This window comes from Leifsonia sp. 2TAF2 (genome assembly GCF_052115085.1).
GTDB lineage: Bacteria > Actinomycetota > Actinomycetes > Actinomycetales > Microbacteriaceae > Leifsonia.
The window spans coordinates 2092188-2111511 of the sequence record NZ_JBFRFY010000001.1 but is presented as its reverse complement, the minus strand read 5'-3'; the positions used below and the strand labels follow the sequence as shown (position 1 = coordinate 2111511).

The 19324-nt window shown below is 70.0% G+C and carries 13 protein-coding genes; 12 read left to right on the top strand and 1 reads right to left on the bottom strand.

Going from position 1 to position 19324, the window contains the following annotated elements; all coding sequences use genetic code 11:
* Positions 1-69: 69 nt before the first annotated feature.
* On the bottom strand, positions 70-297 hold the full coding sequence (locus AB4Z18_RS10155) for a KTSC domain-containing protein (RefSeq protein ID WP_441782556.1): 228 nt from the start codon (positions 295-297) through the stop codon (positions 70-72).
* Between the two features lie 215 nt (positions 298-512).
* Between AB4Z18_RS10155 and AB4Z18_RS10150 the strand changes: the two genes are divergently transcribed.
* The 12 genes from AB4Z18_RS10150 (at position 513) to leuD (ending at position 19311) form a co-directional block, all read left to right on the top strand.
* The gene (locus tag AB4Z18_RS10150; protein ID WP_441782555.1) at positions 513-1577 is read left to right on the top strand and encodes a TerC family protein; all 1065 of its coding nucleotides are present in this window, start codon (positions 513-515) and stop codon (positions 1575-1577) included.
* 71 nt (positions 1578-1648) lie between these two features.
* Positions 1649-2467 carry a PP2C family protein-serine/threonine phosphatase gene (locus AB4Z18_RS10145; RefSeq protein ID WP_441782554.1) on the top strand — a complete coding sequence of 273 codons (819 nt, stop codon included), beginning with the start codon at positions 1649-1651 and terminating at the stop codon, positions 2465-2467.
* Positions 2468-2474: 7 nt separating this feature from the next.
* The gene (locus tag AB4Z18_RS10140; protein WP_441782553.1) at positions 2475-3752 is read left to right on the top strand and encodes an FHA domain-containing protein; all 1278 of its coding nucleotides are present in this window, start codon (positions 2475-2477) and stop codon (positions 3750-3752) included.
* A gap of 5 nt (positions 3753-3757) precedes the next feature.
* Positions 3758-5458, top strand: coding sequence for a protein kinase domain-containing protein (locus AB4Z18_RS10135; RefSeq protein WP_441782552.1), 1701 nt, complete (start codon positions 3758-3760; stop codon positions 5456-5458).
* The gene (locus AB4Z18_RS10130) at positions 5455-6222 is read left to right on the top strand and encodes a hypothetical protein (protein WP_441782551.1); all 768 of its coding nucleotides are present in this window, start codon (positions 5455-5457) and stop codon (positions 6220-6222) included. Before AB4Z18_RS10135 ends, AB4Z18_RS10130 begins: the two co-directional genes overlap by 4 nt.
* A 127-nt stretch (positions 6223-6349) precedes the next feature.
* Entirely contained in the window at positions 6350-11617 is a 5268-nt protein-coding gene (locus AB4Z18_RS10125; RefSeq protein ID WP_441782550.1) for an Ig-like domain-containing protein, read from the top strand.
* A gap of 18 nt (positions 11618-11635) precedes the next feature.
* Entirely contained in the window at positions 11636-12598 is a 963-nt protein-coding gene (locus AB4Z18_RS10120) for an AAA family ATPase (protein ID WP_441783007.1), read from the top strand.
* Between the two features lie 48 nt (positions 12599-12646).
* Positions 12647-13963: a DUF58 domain-containing protein gene (locus tag AB4Z18_RS10115; RefSeq protein WP_441782549.1), complete on the top strand. Its 1317-nt coding sequence runs from the start codon at positions 12647-12649 to the stop codon at positions 13961-13963.
* On the top strand, positions 13960-16311 hold the full coding sequence (locus AB4Z18_RS10110) for a transglutaminase-like domain-containing protein (RefSeq protein WP_441782548.1): 2352 nt from the start codon (positions 13960-13962) through the stop codon (positions 16309-16311). The genes AB4Z18_RS10115 and AB4Z18_RS10110 overlap by 4 nt, the downstream gene beginning before the upstream one ends.
* 279 nt (positions 16312-16590) lie before the next feature.
* On the top strand, positions 16591-17076 hold the full coding sequence (locus AB4Z18_RS10105; protein ID WP_441782547.1) for an FHA domain-containing protein: 486 nt from the start codon (positions 16591-16593) through the stop codon (positions 17074-17076).
* 151 nt (positions 17077-17227) lie between these two features.
* On the top strand, positions 17228-18712 hold the full coding sequence (gene leuC, locus AB4Z18_RS10100) for a 3-isopropylmalate dehydratase large subunit (RefSeq protein WP_441782546.1): 1485 nt from the start codon (positions 17228-17230) through the stop codon (positions 18710-18712).
* Positions 18712-19311 (top strand): 3-isopropylmalate dehydratase small subunit, encoded by a 600-nt coding sequence (gene leuD, locus AB4Z18_RS10095; protein WP_441782545.1) that lies wholly within the window; start codon positions 18712-18714, stop codon positions 19309-19311. Before leuC ends, leuD begins: the two co-directional genes overlap by 1 nt.
* Positions 19312-19324: the final 13 nt, after the last annotated feature.

Genomic DNA, 19324 nt, shown 5'->3' with positions numbered 1-19324 from the left:
TGCGAGGAACAGTCCGTCGGGCATTATCGGCCGTTTCCGCTCACTGAGCATAACGGCGACCGGAAGCGCTCACGGCGTTGCGTCCTTCGGCATCCACTCCTCCGGATGGTGGCCCCGGATCGCGGACCCGAAGTAGGCGCCCGCCGACTCGGCGTCGCGCAATTCCCGCCACTTCCGGGCGGGGACGAGGAAGTAGCGGTACACCTCGCCGGACACGAACTCGATCTCGAGCACGCGGGCCGACGGGTCGTAGCCCGCCGACGCGATCACCGAGCTGTCGAATCCCACCCGTTCCACGGCTGCACACTACGCCCGCCCTCGCTCCGGCACTAAGCTGTCGGAAGCGAAGGGGAGTATCCCGGACGGCCTCAGGGCGGGCGCGAGCACGGCCCAGAGAGCCGGCGCTGTGCACGTCATCACGGTCCGCGACGCAGGGGGCCCGGGCACAGCGGCACCGTCAGGTGCGGGAGAGACTTTCGGTCGATGTCCGACGCCCCTCGAAAGGTTCCCCCGTGGAAGTCGCCCTGCCCCTCTGGTTCGAAATCACGTCCTTCGTGGCGCTCGTGCTGATCCTCGCCTTCGACCTGCTGATCGTCTTCAAGCGGCCGCACATCCCGAGCCCGAAGGAGTCGGCGCTCTGGGTGTCGTTCTATGTGGCGCTCGCGCTGATCTTCGCGCTGCTCATGCTGCTGATCGGGGATGCGGAGCACGCCGGGCAGTTCCTTGCCGGGTGGCTGACCGAGTACAGCCTGAGCATCGACAACCTGTTCGTGTTCGTGATCATCATGGGCAGGTTCGCGGTGCCCCGGAAGTATCAGCAGGAAGTGCTGATGGTGGGCATCATCCTGGCGCTGGTGTTCCGCGGTGTGTTCATCCTGCTCGGCGCAGGCCTCATCGCGAGCTTCAGCGCGATCTTCTACCTGTTCGGCGCGTTCCTGCTGTGGACGGCCTTCAACCAGGCGTTCGGCAAGCACGACGACGAGGGCGGCGAGGACACGTGGTTCATCCGGTTCGCGCGGCGCCACCTGAAGGTCTCGACGCAGTACGAGGGCAACAAGCTGCGCACCACGGTCGCAGGCCGGCGCATGTTCACGCCGCTGATCATCGTGTTCCTGGCGCTCGGGACGACGGACTTGCTGTTCGCGCTCGACTCCATCCCGGCGATCTTCGGGATCACCCAGAGCCCGTTCATCGTGTTCACCGCCAACGTCTTCGCGCTGATGGGGTTGCGCCAGCTGTACTTCCTGCTCGGGCACCTGCTCGACAAGCTCGTGTACCTCAAGTACGGGATCGCGTTCATCCTCGCCTTCATCGGCGTGAAGCTCGTCTTCCACGCCATGCACGAGAACGAGCTGCCGTTCATCAACAACGGTGAGCACATCGAGTGGGCGCCGGACATCAGCACCTGGACCTCGCTGATCGTGATCATCGGTTCCATGGCGGTCGCGACCATCGCCAGCCTGATCAAGCTGCGGATGAGCGGCACGAGTATCTCCGAGGCCATCCACGCTGACGACGACGAGGCAGACTCAGAGACCCCCGCCGTGGACGGCGCGCAGGAGGATCCGCGCGCCTGAGGCCTCCGCCCACCATAAGATGGTCCGACCGGCGCGGGATGGCGCCGCGAGATCCGGAGGACCATCACCACATGAGCTCTCTCGTCGGCGTGACCGTCCGCAGTGACACGGGTGCGGTCCGCCACGTCAACGAGGACAGCGCCCTGGCGCAGGATCCGGTGTTCGTCGTCGCCGACGGCATGGGCGGGCACGCCCGCGGCGACCTGGCGAGCCGGACCGCGGTGGAGAGCCTGGCGCGCACGCTTCAGCCGGGCACCCGGCCGACCCCGCTTGAGGTCGTGACGGCCATCGACGAGGCGAACGCAGCCGTGCGGTCCCTGTCGGGTGCGGACGAGTCCGGAGCCGCCGTCGCCGGGACCACGCTGACAGGGATCGTGCGCGTGCGCGTGCCGGAACTGGCGTCCGAGCAGTGGATGGTCGTCAACGTCGGCGACTCGCGCGTCTATTCGTGGGACGGCCGGGAGCTGCGACAGCTGACCGTCGATCACTCCGCGGTGCAGGAGCTGGTGGATGCGGGACTCATCACGGAGGCGCAGGCCGCCGTGCATCCCGAACGCAACGTGATCACGCGTGCCCTGGGCGCCGAGGACTTCGTCGACACGGACACCGAACTGGTCGCGGAGCAGGGCCGCCAGACCTTCCTGATCTGCTCGGACGGACTGACCCGCGAGCTGAGCGATCAGCGGATCGCCGAGATCCTGGCCCAGGGGCATCCGGACCCCGCGTCTGTGCTCGTCGACGCGGCGAACGAGGCGGGCGGCCACGACAACATCACCGTGATCGTGATTGAATCGGTGACCGGGGATGATGCTCCGGCCCCCGTCGACACGCGCGACCGCGCAAACGACGACGACGGCCGGGAGTTCGAAGACACGCAGCCGAGGGAGTAGGTCGTCCGTGTTCGAGGTGCAGCAGGCGACGCCGGGGGAGCGGAGCGAGTGGACGGTCGTCGCGGGCGGTTCGCGCATCCTGCTGGTCGCCGAGACCGACCGGGCGCGTCTGCTCGCCCATTTCGAGGCGGTGCGGGCCGGCTTCGCTGAGACGCTGGATGCGCTCGTCGCCGACGGTCTGAGCCGGACACCGGCGTTCGCGCTGCTCGACACGTCCGCACGACCGGCGCTGCTGGCCGTGCGCGGCATGGCGACGGCGACGGTCGACGAGAGCGGACGCGAGCGCGAGGTGCGGGCGAGCGGGGTGTCGTCGTGGGTCGAGACGCAGCTCGTCGACCCCGCCACCGTGTCCCTCGGTGCCAGCGGTTCCGGCGACGCGCTGCCGCTGGTCGAAGGCGTCGTGCGGGCCGTCGGCGTGGTGTGGTCCACTGCTCAGGACGCGGAGGACGTCGGCGCGACGGTCGCCGCGCCGCCCCGGCGGGAACGCGACACGGGACCTGTGGATGCGGTTCCGGACATCGTCGCCGGCCCCGCGGTGGAGGCGTTCGCGCCGGAGCCGGAGGCCGAGGCCGGGCCGGAGCCGGAAGCCGAGCCGGAAGCCGAGGCCGATCCGCACACGCGCGTCCCCGAGGCCACCTTCACGGACGTGGCCGCCGCATCCCCCGCGGAGCCGGCGAAGCCCGCCGACCAGTCCGGCTACGACCACCTGTTCGGCGCGACGATGATGCGGAGCGTGGAGGATGCGGCCGTGCGTCCCGACGAGGAGGACGAGGCCGCCCCGCCTCGCATCGCCCTTCCGGGGTTCATCACCGACTCGTTCCCGCCCGCCGCCGGCCGGCTGGAGGGCGACCACGACGGGCTGACCGTGATGAGCGGCGACCTCCCGGAGCGGTCGCGGCCGTCAGCCGACGAAGCGGACGCGGCACCGCCCGCGCCTGCGCCTCAAAGGTTCGCCGTGCTCCTCTCCGACGGACGGCGTGAGCCGCTCTCCGCACCCGTCGTCGTCGGGCGCGCGCCGAGCATCTCGGCCGTCCCGTCGCTCCGCGGCGCCCGCCCGGTGACGCTCACCAGTGCCGAGGACGACATCTCCCGCTCCCACGTCGCCGTCGCGGTGGAGGGGGACAGCGTCGTCGTCACGGACCTGCACTCCCGCAACGGCACGATGATCGTCCTTCCCGGCACGTCGCCGCAGAAGCTGCGCAGCGGCGAACCGACCACGGTGGTGCTCGGAACGGTGATCGACCTGGGGAGCGGCGCGACGCTGACCGTCGAGGCCGCCGGATGAGGCGCATGGCCTCGCAGCCGCCCGAGCTCGACGGCTTCCACTTCATCCGTCTCCTCGGTTCCGGCGGGTTCTCCGACGTCTTCCTCTACGAGCAGGAGCTTCCCAAGCGCAGCGTCGCGGTGAAGGTCCTGCTGACCGACGGCGTGGATGAGGCGGCCCGGGCACGGTTCGTCGCCGAGGCGAACGTCATGGCGCGGCTGTCTGCGCATCCCTACATCGTGACGATCTTCCACGCGGGAGTCGCGGGCGACGACCGGCCGTACCTCGTCATGGAGTACTGCTCCGGCCCGTCCCTCGCCGACCGGCTGAAGCGCGAGCGCATCGGCGTCGAGGACGCCCTGCGGACCGGCGTGCGGCTCTCCAGCGCGGTCGCGACCGCGCACGCGGCGGGCATCCTGCACCGTGACATCAAGCCGGCCAACGTGCTCACGAACGCCCTCGGCTGGCCGGCGCTCACCGACTTCGGTATCGCCTCGGCGCTCGAGGAGCTGCCGGTGCACACGACGACGCTGTCCGAGCTGCGGCGCTCCCCGTCGGACACGGCCACCTCGGGCAGCCGCAGTGTCGGCCTCAGCGTGCCGTGGTCGCCGCCGGAGATGTTCTCGGACGACCCGGATCCGGATGTGCGCAGCGACATCTTCTCGCTCTCGGCGACCGTCCACACCCTCCTCGCCGGCCGCACGCCGTTCGAGGTGCCGGGCCGGTCCAACGGCACGCTCGACCTCATGGGCCGCATCGAGCGCGGGGTCATCACCCCGCTCGATCGTGACGACATCCCGGCGTCACTGGAGGCGTCGCTGCGTCGCGGCATGGCGACGCGCCGCGAGGACCGCTACGCGACAGCGGTGGACTTCGCGCGTGCGCTGCAGCGGGTGGAGCTCGAGCTCGGGCTTGCGCCGACGAGCATCGACGTGCCGAACCTCAGTTTCCGGGATGCGCGGCCCGCGCCGACCCCCGGCGACGGCGACCAGGAGACGCGGGCCCGCTCGGTCGCGACCATCCGGGCGCAGTCGCCCAGCCCGGCGCCCGCTCGTGACCGCGTCGCCGCGTCGGAGCCGCCGGCCGCCGTCGAGCCGGAGGCGACCCGAGTGCGCGGCGTGGTCCCGGTGTCGCCCGAAGCGCCGGCGCGCGTCCCCGCCGCGGGTTCGGATGGAGGCGATGCGTCCGCTCCCGAGCACACGGTCTTGCGTTCCCGGCAAGCGCCTGTCGCCGAGGCCGCCGCCGCTGCAGTCGTCCGCGCCGACGACTCCGGCGACGACTCCGCCGACGTCCCCGACCAGGCTGCCCGCGACCCCCGCCGCCGACTCCTCACCTGGATCGGCGCAGGAGCCGCCGCCGTCGTGGTCCTCGTAATCGTCGCCGCCGTGCTCGCCAACGTGCTCACTCCTCCCTCGTCGCCCTCGGGTCCCGATGCCGGCCCCGGTGACGGTGGCAGCATCGCGGTGACGGTCGTCCCGCCGCCGGTGCTGGTGTCGGCCGTCCGCTCGGCGGACGGCGCGAACGCCGACTTCACGTGGAAGACGAAGGACCCGCAGAAGGGCGACCAGTTCACCTGGGTTCAGGAGGGCACGACGAACGGCCCGTCCGTCACGGCCCAGCCGAGGGTCACCGTCACCGGGCTCACCCCGGGCGTTCCGGTCTGCATCGACGTCGCCACGGTCCGCTCCGGGCGCACGTCCGAGCAGCTGAAGGCCTGCGCCCCGTGACCACCGCCGCCGTGAAGCCGCTCACCGTGGAGTTCTGCGGCGAGCTCTACAGCGTCGACGCCGGGACCGAGTTCGGGATCGGCCGCGAGGCCGAGCTGACGATCGACGACAACCCGTACCTGCACCGCCGCTTCCTCACGGTCGGGCACGACTTCGGGATGTGGTGGCTGAGCAACGTCGGCACGCTCCTCACCGCGACGGTGACCGACGCGACCGGGACGATGCAGGCGTGGCTGGCGCCCGGGGCGAAGCTGCCGATCGTCTTCCAGACGATGCACGTCATGTTCAGCGCCGGCGCGACGACCTACGACTTCACGATCTCCAGCGACGAGGACTACTTCAACACCGCGGTGCAGGTGGATGCCTCTGGCGGTTCCACGACGGTGCTTCCGGTGACTCTGACCACCAGCCAGCGGCAGCTGATCGTCGCGCTGGCCGAGGGGGTGCTCACCCAGACCGTTCCCGGCCGGGGCACCATCCCGAGCTCGGCCGAGGCGGCAGAGCGGCTGGGCTGGAGCATGACCACGTTCAACCGCAAGCTCGACAACGTCTGCGACAAGCTCGACAAGCTCGGCGTCGCGGGCTTGCGCGGCGGCCGCGGCAAGCTGGCGACGAACCGGCGCGCACGGCTGGTGGAATACGCGGTGACGACCCGGCTGGTCGGCGTCGAGGACCTGCCGCTGCTCGATCGTGCGGCCGCGCCCGACCCGGATGCGCCTCTTGACCGGGCCGCGAACGCGGAGGATGGTGGTGCGGTCGACTGACGCGCTTCCCGCGTGGCCCGGCGGTATCGGCCGGGGTATGGGGAGTGCTCCCCATAACGGACGCGTCGTGGGGTCGTGTTAGCGTAGACGCGTTTCCGGCCCGGGGGATTGCAGAGTCTTGGTTTCGTTGAGTTCGTGGTTCCGAGAGCGGAAAACGCTCGCAGTAGTCACTGCTCTCGCCGTCGTCGCCGGGGTCCCGCTGACGATCGCCGTCCTGCACAAGGGCTTCCCGGTCAACGCGGTCGAACTCGACACGCGAGACGTCTGGGTCACCAACGGCGAGAAGCTGCTCGGCGGCCGCCTCAACCATCAGATCGACGAGCTGGATGCGGCGGTGACCGGCGCGAGCGCCGACCTCGACGTCCTGCAGGACGGCGCGGCGTATTTCCTCACCGACCTCCCGCACGGAACCGTGGACCGCATCGACCCGGCGTTCGTCTCGCTCGGGGGCCGCATCCAGATCCCGGAGGATTCGCAGGTCGGCTACGGCGGGACCACTCTGTCGGTGCTCTCCCCGGACGGATCGCTCTGGGTGCTCGACGCCGCCGGCCGCCTCGACTTCGACCGCTCGAAGACGAAGCCCGCGGCGAAGGTGGGCCGGGGAGCGAAGCTGACGGTCGCGAAGTCCGGCAAGACGTTCGTCGTCGCGCCGAAGGGGAAGCGGCTGGTGACGGTCGACCGGCCTGGGGCGAAGGCGGACTCCCGCGACTTCCCGGTGCCCGGGGCGTTCCAGGTCAGCGCGGTCGGTGACCAGCCGGTGGTCCTCGACACCCAGCGCAACCGCGTCATCACCGGCGGCGGAACGACGGTCGACCTGCCGGCGAAAGGGCTGCGGCTGCAGCAGCCGGGGCTGGACGACCGCGCGGCGGTCGTCGCGACGGCGAACAGCCTCCTGAGCGTGCCGCTCGGCGGCGGTACGGTCACGGCAAGCGCGGCCGGAGCGACCTCGAAGGGCGGTCCCGACGCCGTGTCCGCCCCGGTGCGGCTCGGAAGCTGCTCGTACGGGGCGTGGTCCGGGTCGGGCCGGTACCTCTACGCCTGCGACGGCAAGAAGCCGGTCGGCATCGACATCGACCAGCCGGTGGCCGGCGACGACCTCGAGTTCCGCGTCAATCACAACGTGATCGCGCTCAACAACCTCCGCGACGGCAATGCCTGGGTGGTCTCCTCGAACATGCGGCTGGTGCAGAACTGGGCGCAGCTGAAGCCGAACGACACCACCGTGCAGGGCGACACCGGCGAGGAGAAGCCGGTCGTGCAGTCCTTCGCCGACACGCTCGCCCAGCGCACGAAGGTCAACCGGCCCCCGATCGCGGTGAACGACGCGTACGGCGTGCGACCGGGGCGCTCGACCGTGCTGCACGTGCTGTCGAACGACACCGATCCGGACGGCGACGTGCTCACCATCTCGGACGTGTCGGCCATCCCCGCCGCGCAGGGGCAGCTGCAGCTGGTGGAGGGCGGCCGCGCCCTCCAGTTCACCCCGAAAGAGGGGCTCAGCGGCACCATCTCGTTCCGCTACTCGATCGACGACGGGCGCGGAGGCACCTCCTCGGCCCAGGTGGATGCGACCCTCAAGCAGCCCGCGGTCAATACGGCCCCGGCGTCCGCGCGGTCGAGCACCGCGCAGACCGAGGTGGGGCAGTCCGTCACCTACAACGTCCTCAACGACTGGGCGGATCCGGACGGCGACGACCTGAGCCTGGTCGCCGCGACGGCGACCACCGAGGACGACGTGCGGTTCAAGCCGAACGGCGACGTCACCTTCACCAGCAAGACCGGCCAGGCGGGGTCGAAGGAGGTCCGCGTCACGATCTCGGACGGCCGCGCCTCCGCCACGGGCAGCCTGATCGTCACGGTGAAGCCGGCGGGCACCCTCGACCCGGTCGCGGTGACCGACTTCGGTGACGGCTTCACCGGCCGGCCAGTGGTGCTGCATCCCCTCGACAACGACCAGTCGCCCTCCGGAGAGCCGCTGACACTGGTCGGCGCGAACCTCGACGGCAGCGGTGCGCAGGTGACGACCGACACGACCCGCGGCACGATCACGCTGCGCAGCAACTCGCCCGGTCAGTACTACCTCGTGTACACCCTCGGTGCCGGCCCCAAGACGACCACCGGGCTCGCGCGGGTGGACATCGCCGCGCAGGGAGCGAGCGAGGCGCCGCCGATCGCGGTGACCGACAAGGCGTACGTCCGCCCCGGCGAGCCGACCTCCGTCGCCGTGCTCGACAACGACGTCTCGCCCTCCGGACGCGTTCTCGCCGTGCGGTCGGTGACCGTCGGCACGGGCGCGGAGGACCTCAATGTGGAGGTTCTGGACAACGCCGTGGTGAAGGTGACGGCCCCGACCGTGCTCACCCAGCAGGTCCAGCTGAGCTACGTCGTCTCCGACGGCATCAACGAGGCGACGGCCGGGATCACGGTGGTCCCTGTCCCGCCGCTCGTGCAGCACCAGCCTCCCGTGGCCGTCGACGACCAGGTGCCCGTGCGCGCCGGCGACGTCGCCACCGTGCCCGTGATGGACAACGACTACTCGCCCGACAACGCTCCCTTCACGCTGGATGCGCAGCTGCGGGATGCGAGCGGCGCCGGGTCCGGAGCCGAAGCCTTCGTGAGCGGCGAGACCGTGCGCTACCAGGCGCCCACCGAGCCCGGTCAGTACAACGTGGTCTACGGGATCACCGACAAGTACGGGCAGAAGGCGCAGGCGACCGTGACCTTCGTGGTCGGCGGACCCGACAAGGGCTCCGACCGCGCTCCGCAGCCGCAGCCGCTGACCGTGCGGGCGTTCGCGGGTTCCTCGGTCCCGGTGGATGTGCCCCTCGACGGCATCGACCCGGACGGCGACTCGGTGTCGCTCTCCGGCCTCGCCACGCAGCCCACGTTGGGCCGGATCTCCGACTCCACCAGCCGGTCCTTCACTTACCAGGCCTACCCCGACTCCGCCGGCACGGATACCTTCACCTATCAGGTGAAGGACACGTACGGGAAGTCGGCCACCGGCACGGTCTCGATCGCGGTCATCCCGCGCCCCGGCCAGGTCCGGCCGCCGATCGCGGTCAACGACCCGGTGCAGGTGAAGCCCGGTCGCACCATCGCCGTCCCGGTGCTCGACAACGACTCCGACCCCAACGGCTACGCGATCGCCCTCCAGAAGAAGTTGCTGCAGGTGGATGACGGCCTCAAGGCGTCCGTGCACGGCAAGATCGTTCTGGTCACCGCGCCGAAGGACGAAGGGTCGTTCGTCGTCCGCTACCAGATCACCAACGGTCAGGGCGGAGTGGCGAGCGCATTCATCCAGGTCACCGTCACGCCGAACGCGAAGGATGTGCCGCCCACCGCGATCGACCACGTGCTCGAACCGGACGAAGTGGCGAATAAGCAGAGCGTGAAGGTGAACGCGCTGCAGGGCGCGACGAACCCGTCCGGCCTGGTCGACGACCTCACGGTCGACGTCACGGGTCCTAACGCCTCGGCGGCGTCCGTCGGCGACGACGGCAGCATCGCGGTGAAGCCGGGGGAGCGGCGGATCGCCATCGCATACACGCTGACGGACACCGTCACCGGCCTGAAGGGCACGGCGTTCATCGTCGTCCCGCCCAAGGGCGACGCGACCGCTCCGCCGCGCATCCGCGACGGCTTGCCGCAGCAGATCGTGCAGGCGGACGGGTCGAAGAGCTGGAAGCTGTCGGACATCCTCACCGTCCCCTCCGGTCGCGGCGTCAAGCTCACCGGCGCGTCGGGCGTGAGCGCGACGAACAGCTCGGGCGGATCGTCGTACGGTGACGAGCAGACGCTCACGTTCACGGCGGCGAAGGGTTACCGCGGACCGGCTGCGATCACCTTCAAGGTGAACGACGGCCGCGAATCGGGTCAGAACACCGACCGCGTCACGACGCTCGTGCTGCCGATCACCGTCGGCGAGCCGGACCAGTCCGACGTCGCGCCGACCTTCACCTCGCCGAGCGAGAAGATCGAGCCGGGTGAGGCGCCGCTGTCGGTCGACCTGCGCGCGTCGAGCTTCCATCCGAACCCGGACATCCTGAGCAAGCTGACCTACTCTGGCGGAACGTCGTCGAACCCGAAGATCCAGTCGTCGCTGAGCGGATCGACGCTGACGCTGTCCGCTCCGCTCGGCGCTCAGGCGGGGGAGACGGCCACCATTCCGGTGACGGTCAGCTCGGGCACCCACACGGTCAACGGGACGGTCAGCGTGCAGGTGGTCAGCTCCAGCCGGCCGGTCGCGACGCAGAAGAACCCGCCGCAGACCGAAGAGGTCAAGCGCGGGCAGACCGCGACCCTGAGCGGCGCGTCGAGCGATGGCCAGTGGGTCAACCCGTTCCCGGGCCAGCCGCTGACGATCACGGACGCGACGGCACAGAGCGCGCCGTCTGGCGTGACAGTGACGCACACCGGGTCGTCGATCAGCGTCAGCGCGGCCTCCGGGGCGGCCATCGGAGCGGTGAACGTGGTTTACCACGTCGAGGACGCCACGAAGGATCCGAAGCGGACCGCCTCGGCCATCGGGCAGCTGAGGGTGACCATCCACGATGTGCCGTCGAAGCCGAGCGCGCCGTCGGATCCGCGCGCAAGCGACGGGAAGGTCACCGTCGCGATCAAGGCGCCGGCCGACAACGGCAAGCCGATCACGCAGTATGAGGTCACCGACGGGACGCACTCGGTGGCGACGACTTCGGTGGGGGATGTGACCATCGGTGGCCTCACGAACGGCAAGTCGTACTCGTTCACTGTGCGGGCGCAGAACGCCGACGGGTGGAGTGAACGGTCGGCCGGAAGCACGCCGGTTACGCCGTACGGGACGCCGGCGAAGGTCAGCGGTCTCTCGATCAAGAGCAGCGGCGATGCCCCAAGCGACCTGACGATGAGCTGGGATGCATTGTCTGACCCGAACGGCACCGGCGGCGGCAAGGCGACCTACCACTACAAGCTCAACAACGGCGGCTGGCAGACGACGAACGGTACGACGGCCCACGCGAACAACCAGGGCAAGGGCACCTACTCGTTCGAGATCTACGCCTCCAACCCGGGCGGTAAGGACGGGCCTCACGCGACGTCCAACTCCGTGCAGGTGCAGGACCCGCCGCCGCCGTCGCCGTCGATCAGCCTGAAGAAGGGCGACCTCGAACCCGGTTACGCGCACAGCTACACGTACGACGTGACGGTCAACGACTTCCCTCCGAACCGTTCGTTCACCATCTACGCCCACTGCAACGGGGGGCTGCTGTCGTCGGCGTATTCGATCTCGACGAACGGCAGCGGAGGCGGTCATTACCGCGGCAGCCCGAACGGTCAGCATCCGTGGTGCGGCTTCCCGGGCGCGTACGTGGTCGTGAACGGGGTGCAGAGCAGTGTTCAGGATTGGTCCAAGTAAGGAGATGCGGCAGTGGCAGTGACACAGGAGCAGGCGGAGTGGTTCGCCGGGGCGTTCTCGCAACTGGTGGCGAACGTCGACAAGGCGATCCTCGGCAAGGAGCACAGCGTCCGGCTGGTGATCACCGCGATGCTCTCCGGGGGCCACGTGCTGCTCGAGGATGTGCCCGGGACGGGTAAGACTGTGCTGGCGAAGGCCCTCGCCAACACGGTCGAAGGCACGCAGTCGCGCATCCAGTTCACGCCTGACCTCCTGCCGTCGGATGTCACCGGCGTCACCATCTACGACCAGTCGACCGGTCGTTTCGAGTTCCACCCCGGGCCGATCTTCGCCTCGGTGGTCCTTGCCGACGAGATCAACCGCGCCAGCCCGAAGACCCAGTCGGCGCTCCTGGAGGTCATGGAGGAGGGCGTCGTGACGGTCGACGGTGTCGGCCACTCCGTCGGCGCGCCGTTCATCGTGATCGCCACGCAGAACCCCGTGGAGCAGGCGGGCACCTACTCGCTGCCCGAGGCGCAGCTCGACCGCTTCCTCATCAAGACCTCGCTCGGCTACCCGGACCACGCGACGACCGTCAACCTCCTGCTCGACTCGTCCAACCGGTCCCGCGCGTCCGCCGTGCGCCCGATCATCGCCTCCGACTCCGTGTCGACCCTCGCGCAGTTGGCGTCCGAGGTCCACACGGACGCCAGCGTCATGGGCTACCTGAGCGAGATCGTCACGGCGACGCGCGACGACAAGGATGCGGCACTCGGTGTCAGCATCCGCGGTGCGCTCGCCCTCGCACGGGCCGCGAAGACCTGGGCGATCGCCTCCGGGCGCACCTTCGTCACGCCGGACGACATCCGCGACCTGGCACAGCCCGTGCTCGCGCACCGCGTGATCGTCGATCCGGAGTCGGAGTTCGCGGGTGTGCGCGCGGCAGACATCGTGGATCGCGCGGTCGCCTCGGCCGAGCCGCCGGCGTACCGAGCGGCGTAGCACCCGGCCAGGACCGACCACTCTCACGACCGGATAGGACTCCGACCCATGACCACCGACAGCCCCGCTCGCGGCCGGCGCCGCCGAGCGTCCGCCGTCGATCAGGCGCGCATCGCGAGGGAACTCGTCGCGGGCGCTGTGTCGCGGGCGTCCGGCGCTGTCTGGGGTCGTGTTGCGCCGCTCGCGCGCTCGGTCGGCAGTCGCGTCCGTCCCGTGGTGGGCGTCGTCAGCACGCTCGGCTGGATCGTCCTCGGCTCCGCCCTGGTGTCCGTGGTACTCGCGGTGTGGCTCGGCTGGGCCGAGTTCGTCTTCATCGCGGCGACCCTGCTGGCCGCGCTCGTCGTCGCGTCGGCCTTCGTCTTCGGCCGGTCGACCTATCGGGTCGACATCGAACTCAATCCCCGACGGGTGGTGGCGGGCGCGCGTGCGCTCGGCCGCCTCACCGTCGCCAACAGCGGAAGCAGAGCGGTGCTGCCGACCCGGATGGAGCTGCCCGTCGGCGAGGGCCAAGCCGACTTCACCATCCCGAGGCTCGCGCCGGGCGCCGAGACGGAGGAGCTGTTCGCGGTCCCGACCGCGCGGCGGGCACTCATCCTCGCAGGCCCCGCCCTTTCCGTGCGCGGCGACCAGCTGGGGCTCCTGCGCCGCACCAATCAATGGACCGACCAGATCGAGCTGTTCGTGCATCCCCGCACCGTGCGTCTCGCGGCGACGGCCCGCGGGCTCGTGCGTGACCTCGAAGGCCAGACGACCAAGGTCATCACCGACAGCGACCTGGCCTTCCACGCACTGCGCACCTACGAGCCCGGCGACGACATCCGTAACGTCCACTGGCGCACGTCCGCCCGCACCGGGCAACTGATGGTGCGCCAGTACCAGGAGACCCGCCGTTCGCAGCTCGTGCTCGCCTTCGACGCCGAGAGGTCGCATTTCGCCTCCGACGACGAGTTCGAGCTCGGTGTGTCGGTGCTGGCGTCGATCGGGTGCCAGGTGATCCGCGAGGAGACGGAGCTCCGGGCGCTGTGGCAGGGCGGCGGGATGCGCGTGGAGACGCCGACGGCGCTGCTCGACGACTCGTGTCGCATCCAGCCCGTGGATGGGGCGCAGGCGACCCTGCGCGAGTTCCTGCGGCAGGCGACGCTGCGCCTTGCGACGCCGAGTCTCGCCGTCACGATCGTCGGATCCCAGCTGGAGGCGGCGGAGCTGCGAGGTGCGGCCGCGCTGTGGGCGGGCGACACCGAGACGATCATCATCCGGGTGGACGAAGCGGCGGAGCCGCGGCTCACCCGGCTCGGGCGTTCCCTGCTTCTCACCGTGTCGACCCTGCCGGAACTGCCGGCCCTCCTGAAACGAGCCGGCCGATGAGCGCGGCCACCGGCGCCACGCGTTCCGCGGCCTCATCCTCCGCCGCGCAGCCGATGTTCGACCGGCTGTCCACCACGACGTGGATCGACGTGGCCGTGCTGACCGTACTGAGTCTGGTGGCAGTGGCGGGGTTCGAGCCCGCCTTCGGCCACTACGCCTTCGCGCAGGCCGCGATCGGCGGCATCGTCGTCGGCGGGGGAGTCGCCGTCCTCGGGCGACTGCTCCGGCTGTCGTGGCCGCTCACCACGGTCCTTGCGCTGGCCGCCTACTTCCTCTTCGGGACACCGCTCGCGCTTCCCGGCCAGGCGCTCTACGGCGTACTGCCGACGCTCGACAGTCTCTCCGGGCTGGTCTTCGGGGCCGTCTTCGGCTGGTCCGACGCGGTGACGCTGCGAGCGCCGCTGGAGGCTCCGCCGTACGTCGCGGTCGTGCCGTACGTGGCCGGCTGGCTCGTCTCGCTGGTCTCGGTGACCCTGGCGGTGCGCTGGCTCCCACGGCTGCGCCGGGCCTCCGCCGGTCGCGCCGCGGTGCTCCTTGCGGGACCGGCGCTGCTGTTGCTCGCATCCATCCTGCTCGGCACCCGCGACCCGTTCTTCGCGGGCGTCCGCGGCGTGCTGTTCGCGGCGGTCGCCCTGGTGTGGCTCTCGTGGCGGCGTGCCCGCTTCGCCCGCGATCGCGTCGAGACCGACTCCACCGTCCGGCGCAGCTGCGTGTTGGGCGGTGCGGCGGTCGTGCTGGGGGCCGTCCTGGTCGGTGCGCTGGCCGGCGCGGTCCTGGCACCACCGCCGTCGTCCCGGTTCGTCGTGCGCGACGAGATCACCCCGCCGTTCGATCCCCTCGACTACCCGAGCCCCCTCGCGGGCTTCCGGAAGTACACGAAAGACCTGCAGAAGACCAAGCTGTTCACGGTCACCGGTTTGAAGCAGGGTCAGGTCGTGCGGCTCGCCACCATGGACAGCTACGACGGCATCGTCTGGTCGGTGGCGTCCCCCGGCAGCGACACCGACGCCTCCGGTGCCTTCGAATTGCTCGGCAGCACCATCCCTCGTCCTCCGCTGTTCACGGCGGGCGCCAGCACGACCGCGTCGATCGATGTGCTCGGCTACTCCGACGTGTGGCTGCCCACCCTCGGCTACACGAACCGGTTGATGTTCGATGCGCACACGGGTCAGGACCCGACGTCCACGGTCCGCGTCAACACCGCGACCGGTACGGCCGCCGTCACCAGCGGAGTCCGGGACGGTCTGAACTACACCGTCGGAGCAACGGCACAGAAGGTGCCCAACGACCGTGCACTCGCCAAGGTAGCGCCCGCGAAACTCACCCTTCCGACGGTCACCAACGTGCCCGACGTGGTCTCCGCGAAGGCGGAGGAGTACGCGGGCTCGGCCGACACCGCCATCCAGAAGCTGCGGAACATCGAGCGTTCGCTGAAGTCGCTCGGGTACCTGAGCCACGGCCGCGCCTCCGACCCCGTCCCGTCCCGTGCAGGCCAGGGCGCCGATCGCATGACCGACCTGCTCTCGAAAGCGCCCATGGTCGGCGACCAGGAGCAGTACGCCAGCGCGTTCGCCCTCATGGCGCGCCGCCTCGGCTACCCGACCCGCGTCGTCATGGGATTCGCTCCGAAGGTGACCGGCAGCACGACCACGGTGACGGGAGACGATGTCACCGCCTGGGACGAGGTCGCCTTCGACGGCGTCGGCTGGGTGCCGTTCTTCCCGACCCCCACCAAGACGGATGCGCCCAAGAACCAGACCACGAAGCCGAAGCTGGAGCCGCAGCCGCAGGTCCGTCAGCCTCCGCCCGCCGACCCGCGGGCGGAAGACCTCCTGACGCCGGTCAAGACCAAGGACAACGACCCGAAGGACAAGGCGAAGGCCTTCCAGCTGCCGGTCTGGGCCTGGGTGTTGCTCGGGGTGATCGGAATCCCGCTGCTGGCCTACTTCATCCCGTTCCTCTTGATCGCGGCCCTGAAACGGCGACGCCGACGTCGTCGCGAGACGACGGGCCCACCCGACCGCCGCGCCGCCGGCGCGTGGGACGAGCTCGCCGACGGCTACGCCGAACTCGGGCTCACCCTGCCCGAGCGCGCCACCCGCCTGCAGGCGGCCGCCGCGCTAGAGGAGCAGTCCGCAGTGCAGGACCTCCCGGTGCCGGACGGCGGACTCCGCGACCTGGCGCGCCACGTCGACGCAGCCGTCTTCGACGGAACCGTCGTCGCCGAGGACCGCGTGCACCACGCCTGGACGGCCACCACCGACGCCCTCGCCCGGGCGACGGCGGCCGCCGGTCCCGTGCGCGCGCGCCTCGCCGCCTTCCGCTACCGCCGCGCGCGCCGCGCCTGACGCCCACGCCGCCCAACCAGCCCACGAAACGTCGCTTCCGCCCGGACCTGTTTTCAGGACTTCCGCGCCTGCGCGCGTTCCGCATCCTGTTTTCAGGACTTCCACGCCTGCGCGCGTCCGCATCCTGTATTCAGGACCCTGCGCTCCTGTTTTCAGGAGGATGCGGCGTTGACGTGCAGCTATGTCCTGTTTTCAGGACGTAGCTGCACGGGGATGCGCTGATCTCCTGAAAACAGGAGAACGGAGTCCTGAATTCAGGAGATCCGTATAGTGGGCGGCATGGACGACAGCGGGTTCATCGTTCCGCCGCCCGGGCTCATTCCGTCGAAGCCGGCCGCCGGCTCGCCGGTCCAGGGGGAAGCCGTCGCTGCCGTGCGCCCGCTCCCGGCGTTCACGCCTCCGACGCCCGCCGCGCCGGCCGCGCCCGTCCGCCCCTTGTGGAGACTCATCCTGCCCGCCGGACGCAGCGTGCCGATCACACGGGACGTCCTGCTCGGCCGCAATCCGTCCCGGGCAGCGCACCCGGAATCCACCACGCACACCTCAGACCCCGAGCTGATCGCCCTCGACGACCCCACCTCCACCGTCTCCAAGACTCACGCGCTGCTCAGCCCGGACGGCGACGCGCTCACCGTCACGGACCTCCATTCGACGAACGGCGTCCTCGTGGGCGGCACTCGAGCGGAGCCCGGCGCGCCCACACCCGTCCCCGACGGCGCCGACCTATTGCTCGGCGACCTGGCCGTCCGCGTGCAGCGCTCCTGACCCGGCCACCGCGCCCCCGGGTGATACCCTTTCTTTCGTGTACGCGGGTCTTTTTCTCCTTAGCCGCCGCGGCGAGTCCTAGCATCAGGCCACCCTCGCCGCGGAGTCCGTCGACGGCTGATCCGTTACACGCTAAGGAGTCCGTAAGAGCATGAGCACCCCCACCGGTCCACTGACTTTGGCCGAGAAGGTCTGGAACGACCATCTGGTCGCCAAGGGCGAGGAGGGTTCGCCCGACCTCATCTACATCGACCTGCACCTGGTGCACGAGGTCACCAGCCCGCAGGCCTTCGACGGCCTCCGGATGGCGGGCCGCCCTGTTCGTCGGCCCGATCTCACGATCGCCACGGAAGACCACAACACGCCGACGATCGGCATCGACAAGCCCATCGCAGACCTCACGAGCCGTACCCAGATCGAGACGCTGCGTCGCAACGCCGAGGAGTTCGGCATCCGCCTGCACTCGCTGGGCGACGTCGAGCAGGGGATCGTGCACGTCGTCGGTCCGCAGCTGGGCCTCACGATGCCCGGCATCACCGTCGTCTGCGGCGACTCGCACACCTCCACGCACGGCGCGTTCGGCGCCATGGCGTTCGGGATCGGCACCAGCGAGGTCGAGCACGTGCTCGCCACGCAGACCCTCCCGCTGAAGCCGTTCAAGACCATGGCGATCACGGTCGAGGGCGAACTGCGCCCCGGCGTGACCGCGAAGGACATCATCCTCGCCGTCATCGCCAAGATCGGCACCGGCGGCGGCCAGGGCTACGTCCTGGAGTACCGCGGCAGCGCCATCCGCTCGCTCTCCATGGAGGGCCGGATGACGATCTGCAACATGTCGATCGAGGCAGGGGCCCGGGCCGGGATGGTCGCGCCCGACGAGACGACGTACGCCTACCTGAAGGGCCGCCCGCACGCGCCGGAGGGCGCCGACTGGGATGAGGCGGTCGCCTACTGGAGCACCCTGCAGACCGACGACGCCGCCGTCTTCGACGCCGAGGTGTACCTCGACGCCGCCGAGATCGAGCCGTTCGTCACCTGGGGCACGAATCCGGGGCAGGGCGTGTCGCTCAGCGAGGCCGTGCCCGACCCGGCGGCGATCGCCGACCCGAACGCCCGCGCCGCCGCCGAGCGCGCGCTGGAGTACATGGACCTCGAGCCCGGCACGCCGATGAAGAGCATCCCGGTGGATGCGGTCTTCATGGGCTCGTGCACCAACAGCCGCATCGAGGACCTCCGCGCGTTCGCCTCCATCATCAAGGGCCACAAGAAGGCCGACGGAGTGCGCGTCATGGTCGTCCCCGGATCCGCGCGCGTGCGCATCGAGGCTGAGGCGGAGGGCATCGACAAGATCGTCGAGGAGTTCGGCGCCGAGTGGCGTTTCGCCGGCTGCTCTATGTGCCTCGGAATGAACCCGGACCAGCTGGCGCCGGGGGAGCGCTGCGCCTCCACGTCGAACCGCAACTTCGAGGGTCGCCAGGGCAAGGGCGGCCGTACTCACCTCGTCTCGCCGCTCGTTGCGGCGGCGACGGCGATCCGCGGCACACTCTCGAGTCCCTGGGACTTGGAGAGCGAAGGCGGCGACACGCCGAACGGTAGCGGCACGGATACCCGCATCGGGGAGAAGGTGGGCGCCTGATGGAGAAGTTCGAGACCGTCACAGGAACGGCCGTCCCCTTCCGACGCTCCGACGTCGACACCGACCAGATCATCCCGGCGGTGTTCCTCAAGCGCGTCACCAAGACCGGCTTCGAGGATGCCCTCTTCCACGCCTGGCGACAGGACCCGGACTTCATCCTCAACCGTCCGGAGTACCAGGGCGCCACGGTGCTCGTCGCCGGCTCCGATTTCGGCACGGGTTCGTCACGCGAACATGCCGTCTGGGCCCTTCGCGACTTCGGCTTCCGCGTCGTTCTGAGCCCCCGGTTCGCGGACATCTTCCGGGGCAACGCGGGCAAGCAGGGCCTGCTCACGGGCATCATCTCCGAGGAGGACGCCGAGCGCCTGTGGAACGCCATCGAGGCGCAGCCGGGAATAGCGGCGACGGTCGATCTGGTTGCCAAGACTGCGACCGTCGGTGAGGTCCAGGTCTCTTTCGAGATCGACGACTACACTCGCTGGCGTTTGCTCGAAGGGCTGGATGACATCGCTCTGACCCTGCGCGACGAGGCGCGAATCTCCGAATACGAATCGGGCCGTGCCAGTTGGCGGCCCACGACCCTCCCGGTGAAACTTTGACATCTCTTCTTCA

Excerpts from the sequence above, each read along its gene's own strand:
- AB4Z18_RS10110 (WP_441782548.1), top strand. The coding sequence starts at position 13,960 with ATGAGCGCGGCCACCGGCGCCACGCGTTCCGCGGCCTCATCCTCCGCC.
- AB4Z18_RS10135 (WP_441782552.1), top strand. The coding sequence starts at position 3,758 with ATGGCCTCGCAGCCGCCCGAGCTCGACGGCTTCCACTTCATCCGTCTC.
- AB4Z18_RS10145 (WP_441782554.1), top strand. The coding sequence starts at position 1,649 with ATGAGCTCTCTCGTCGGCGTGACCGTCCGCAGTGACACGGGTGCGGTC.
- AB4Z18_RS10115 (WP_441782549.1), top strand. The coding sequence starts at position 12,647 with ATGACCACCGACAGCCCCGCTCGCGGCCGGCGCCGCCGAGCGTCCGCC.
- leuC (WP_441782546.1), top strand. The coding sequence starts at position 17,228 with ATGAGCACCCCCACCGGTCCACTGACTTTGGCCGAGAAGGTCTGGAAC.
- leuD (WP_441782545.1), top strand. The coding sequence starts at position 18,712 with ATGGAGAAGTTCGAGACCGTCACAGGAACGGCCGTCCCCTTCCGACGC.
- AB4Z18_RS10105 (WP_441782547.1), top strand. The coding sequence starts at position 16,591 with ATGGACGACAGCGGGTTCATCGTTCCGCCGCCCGGGCTCATTCCGTCG.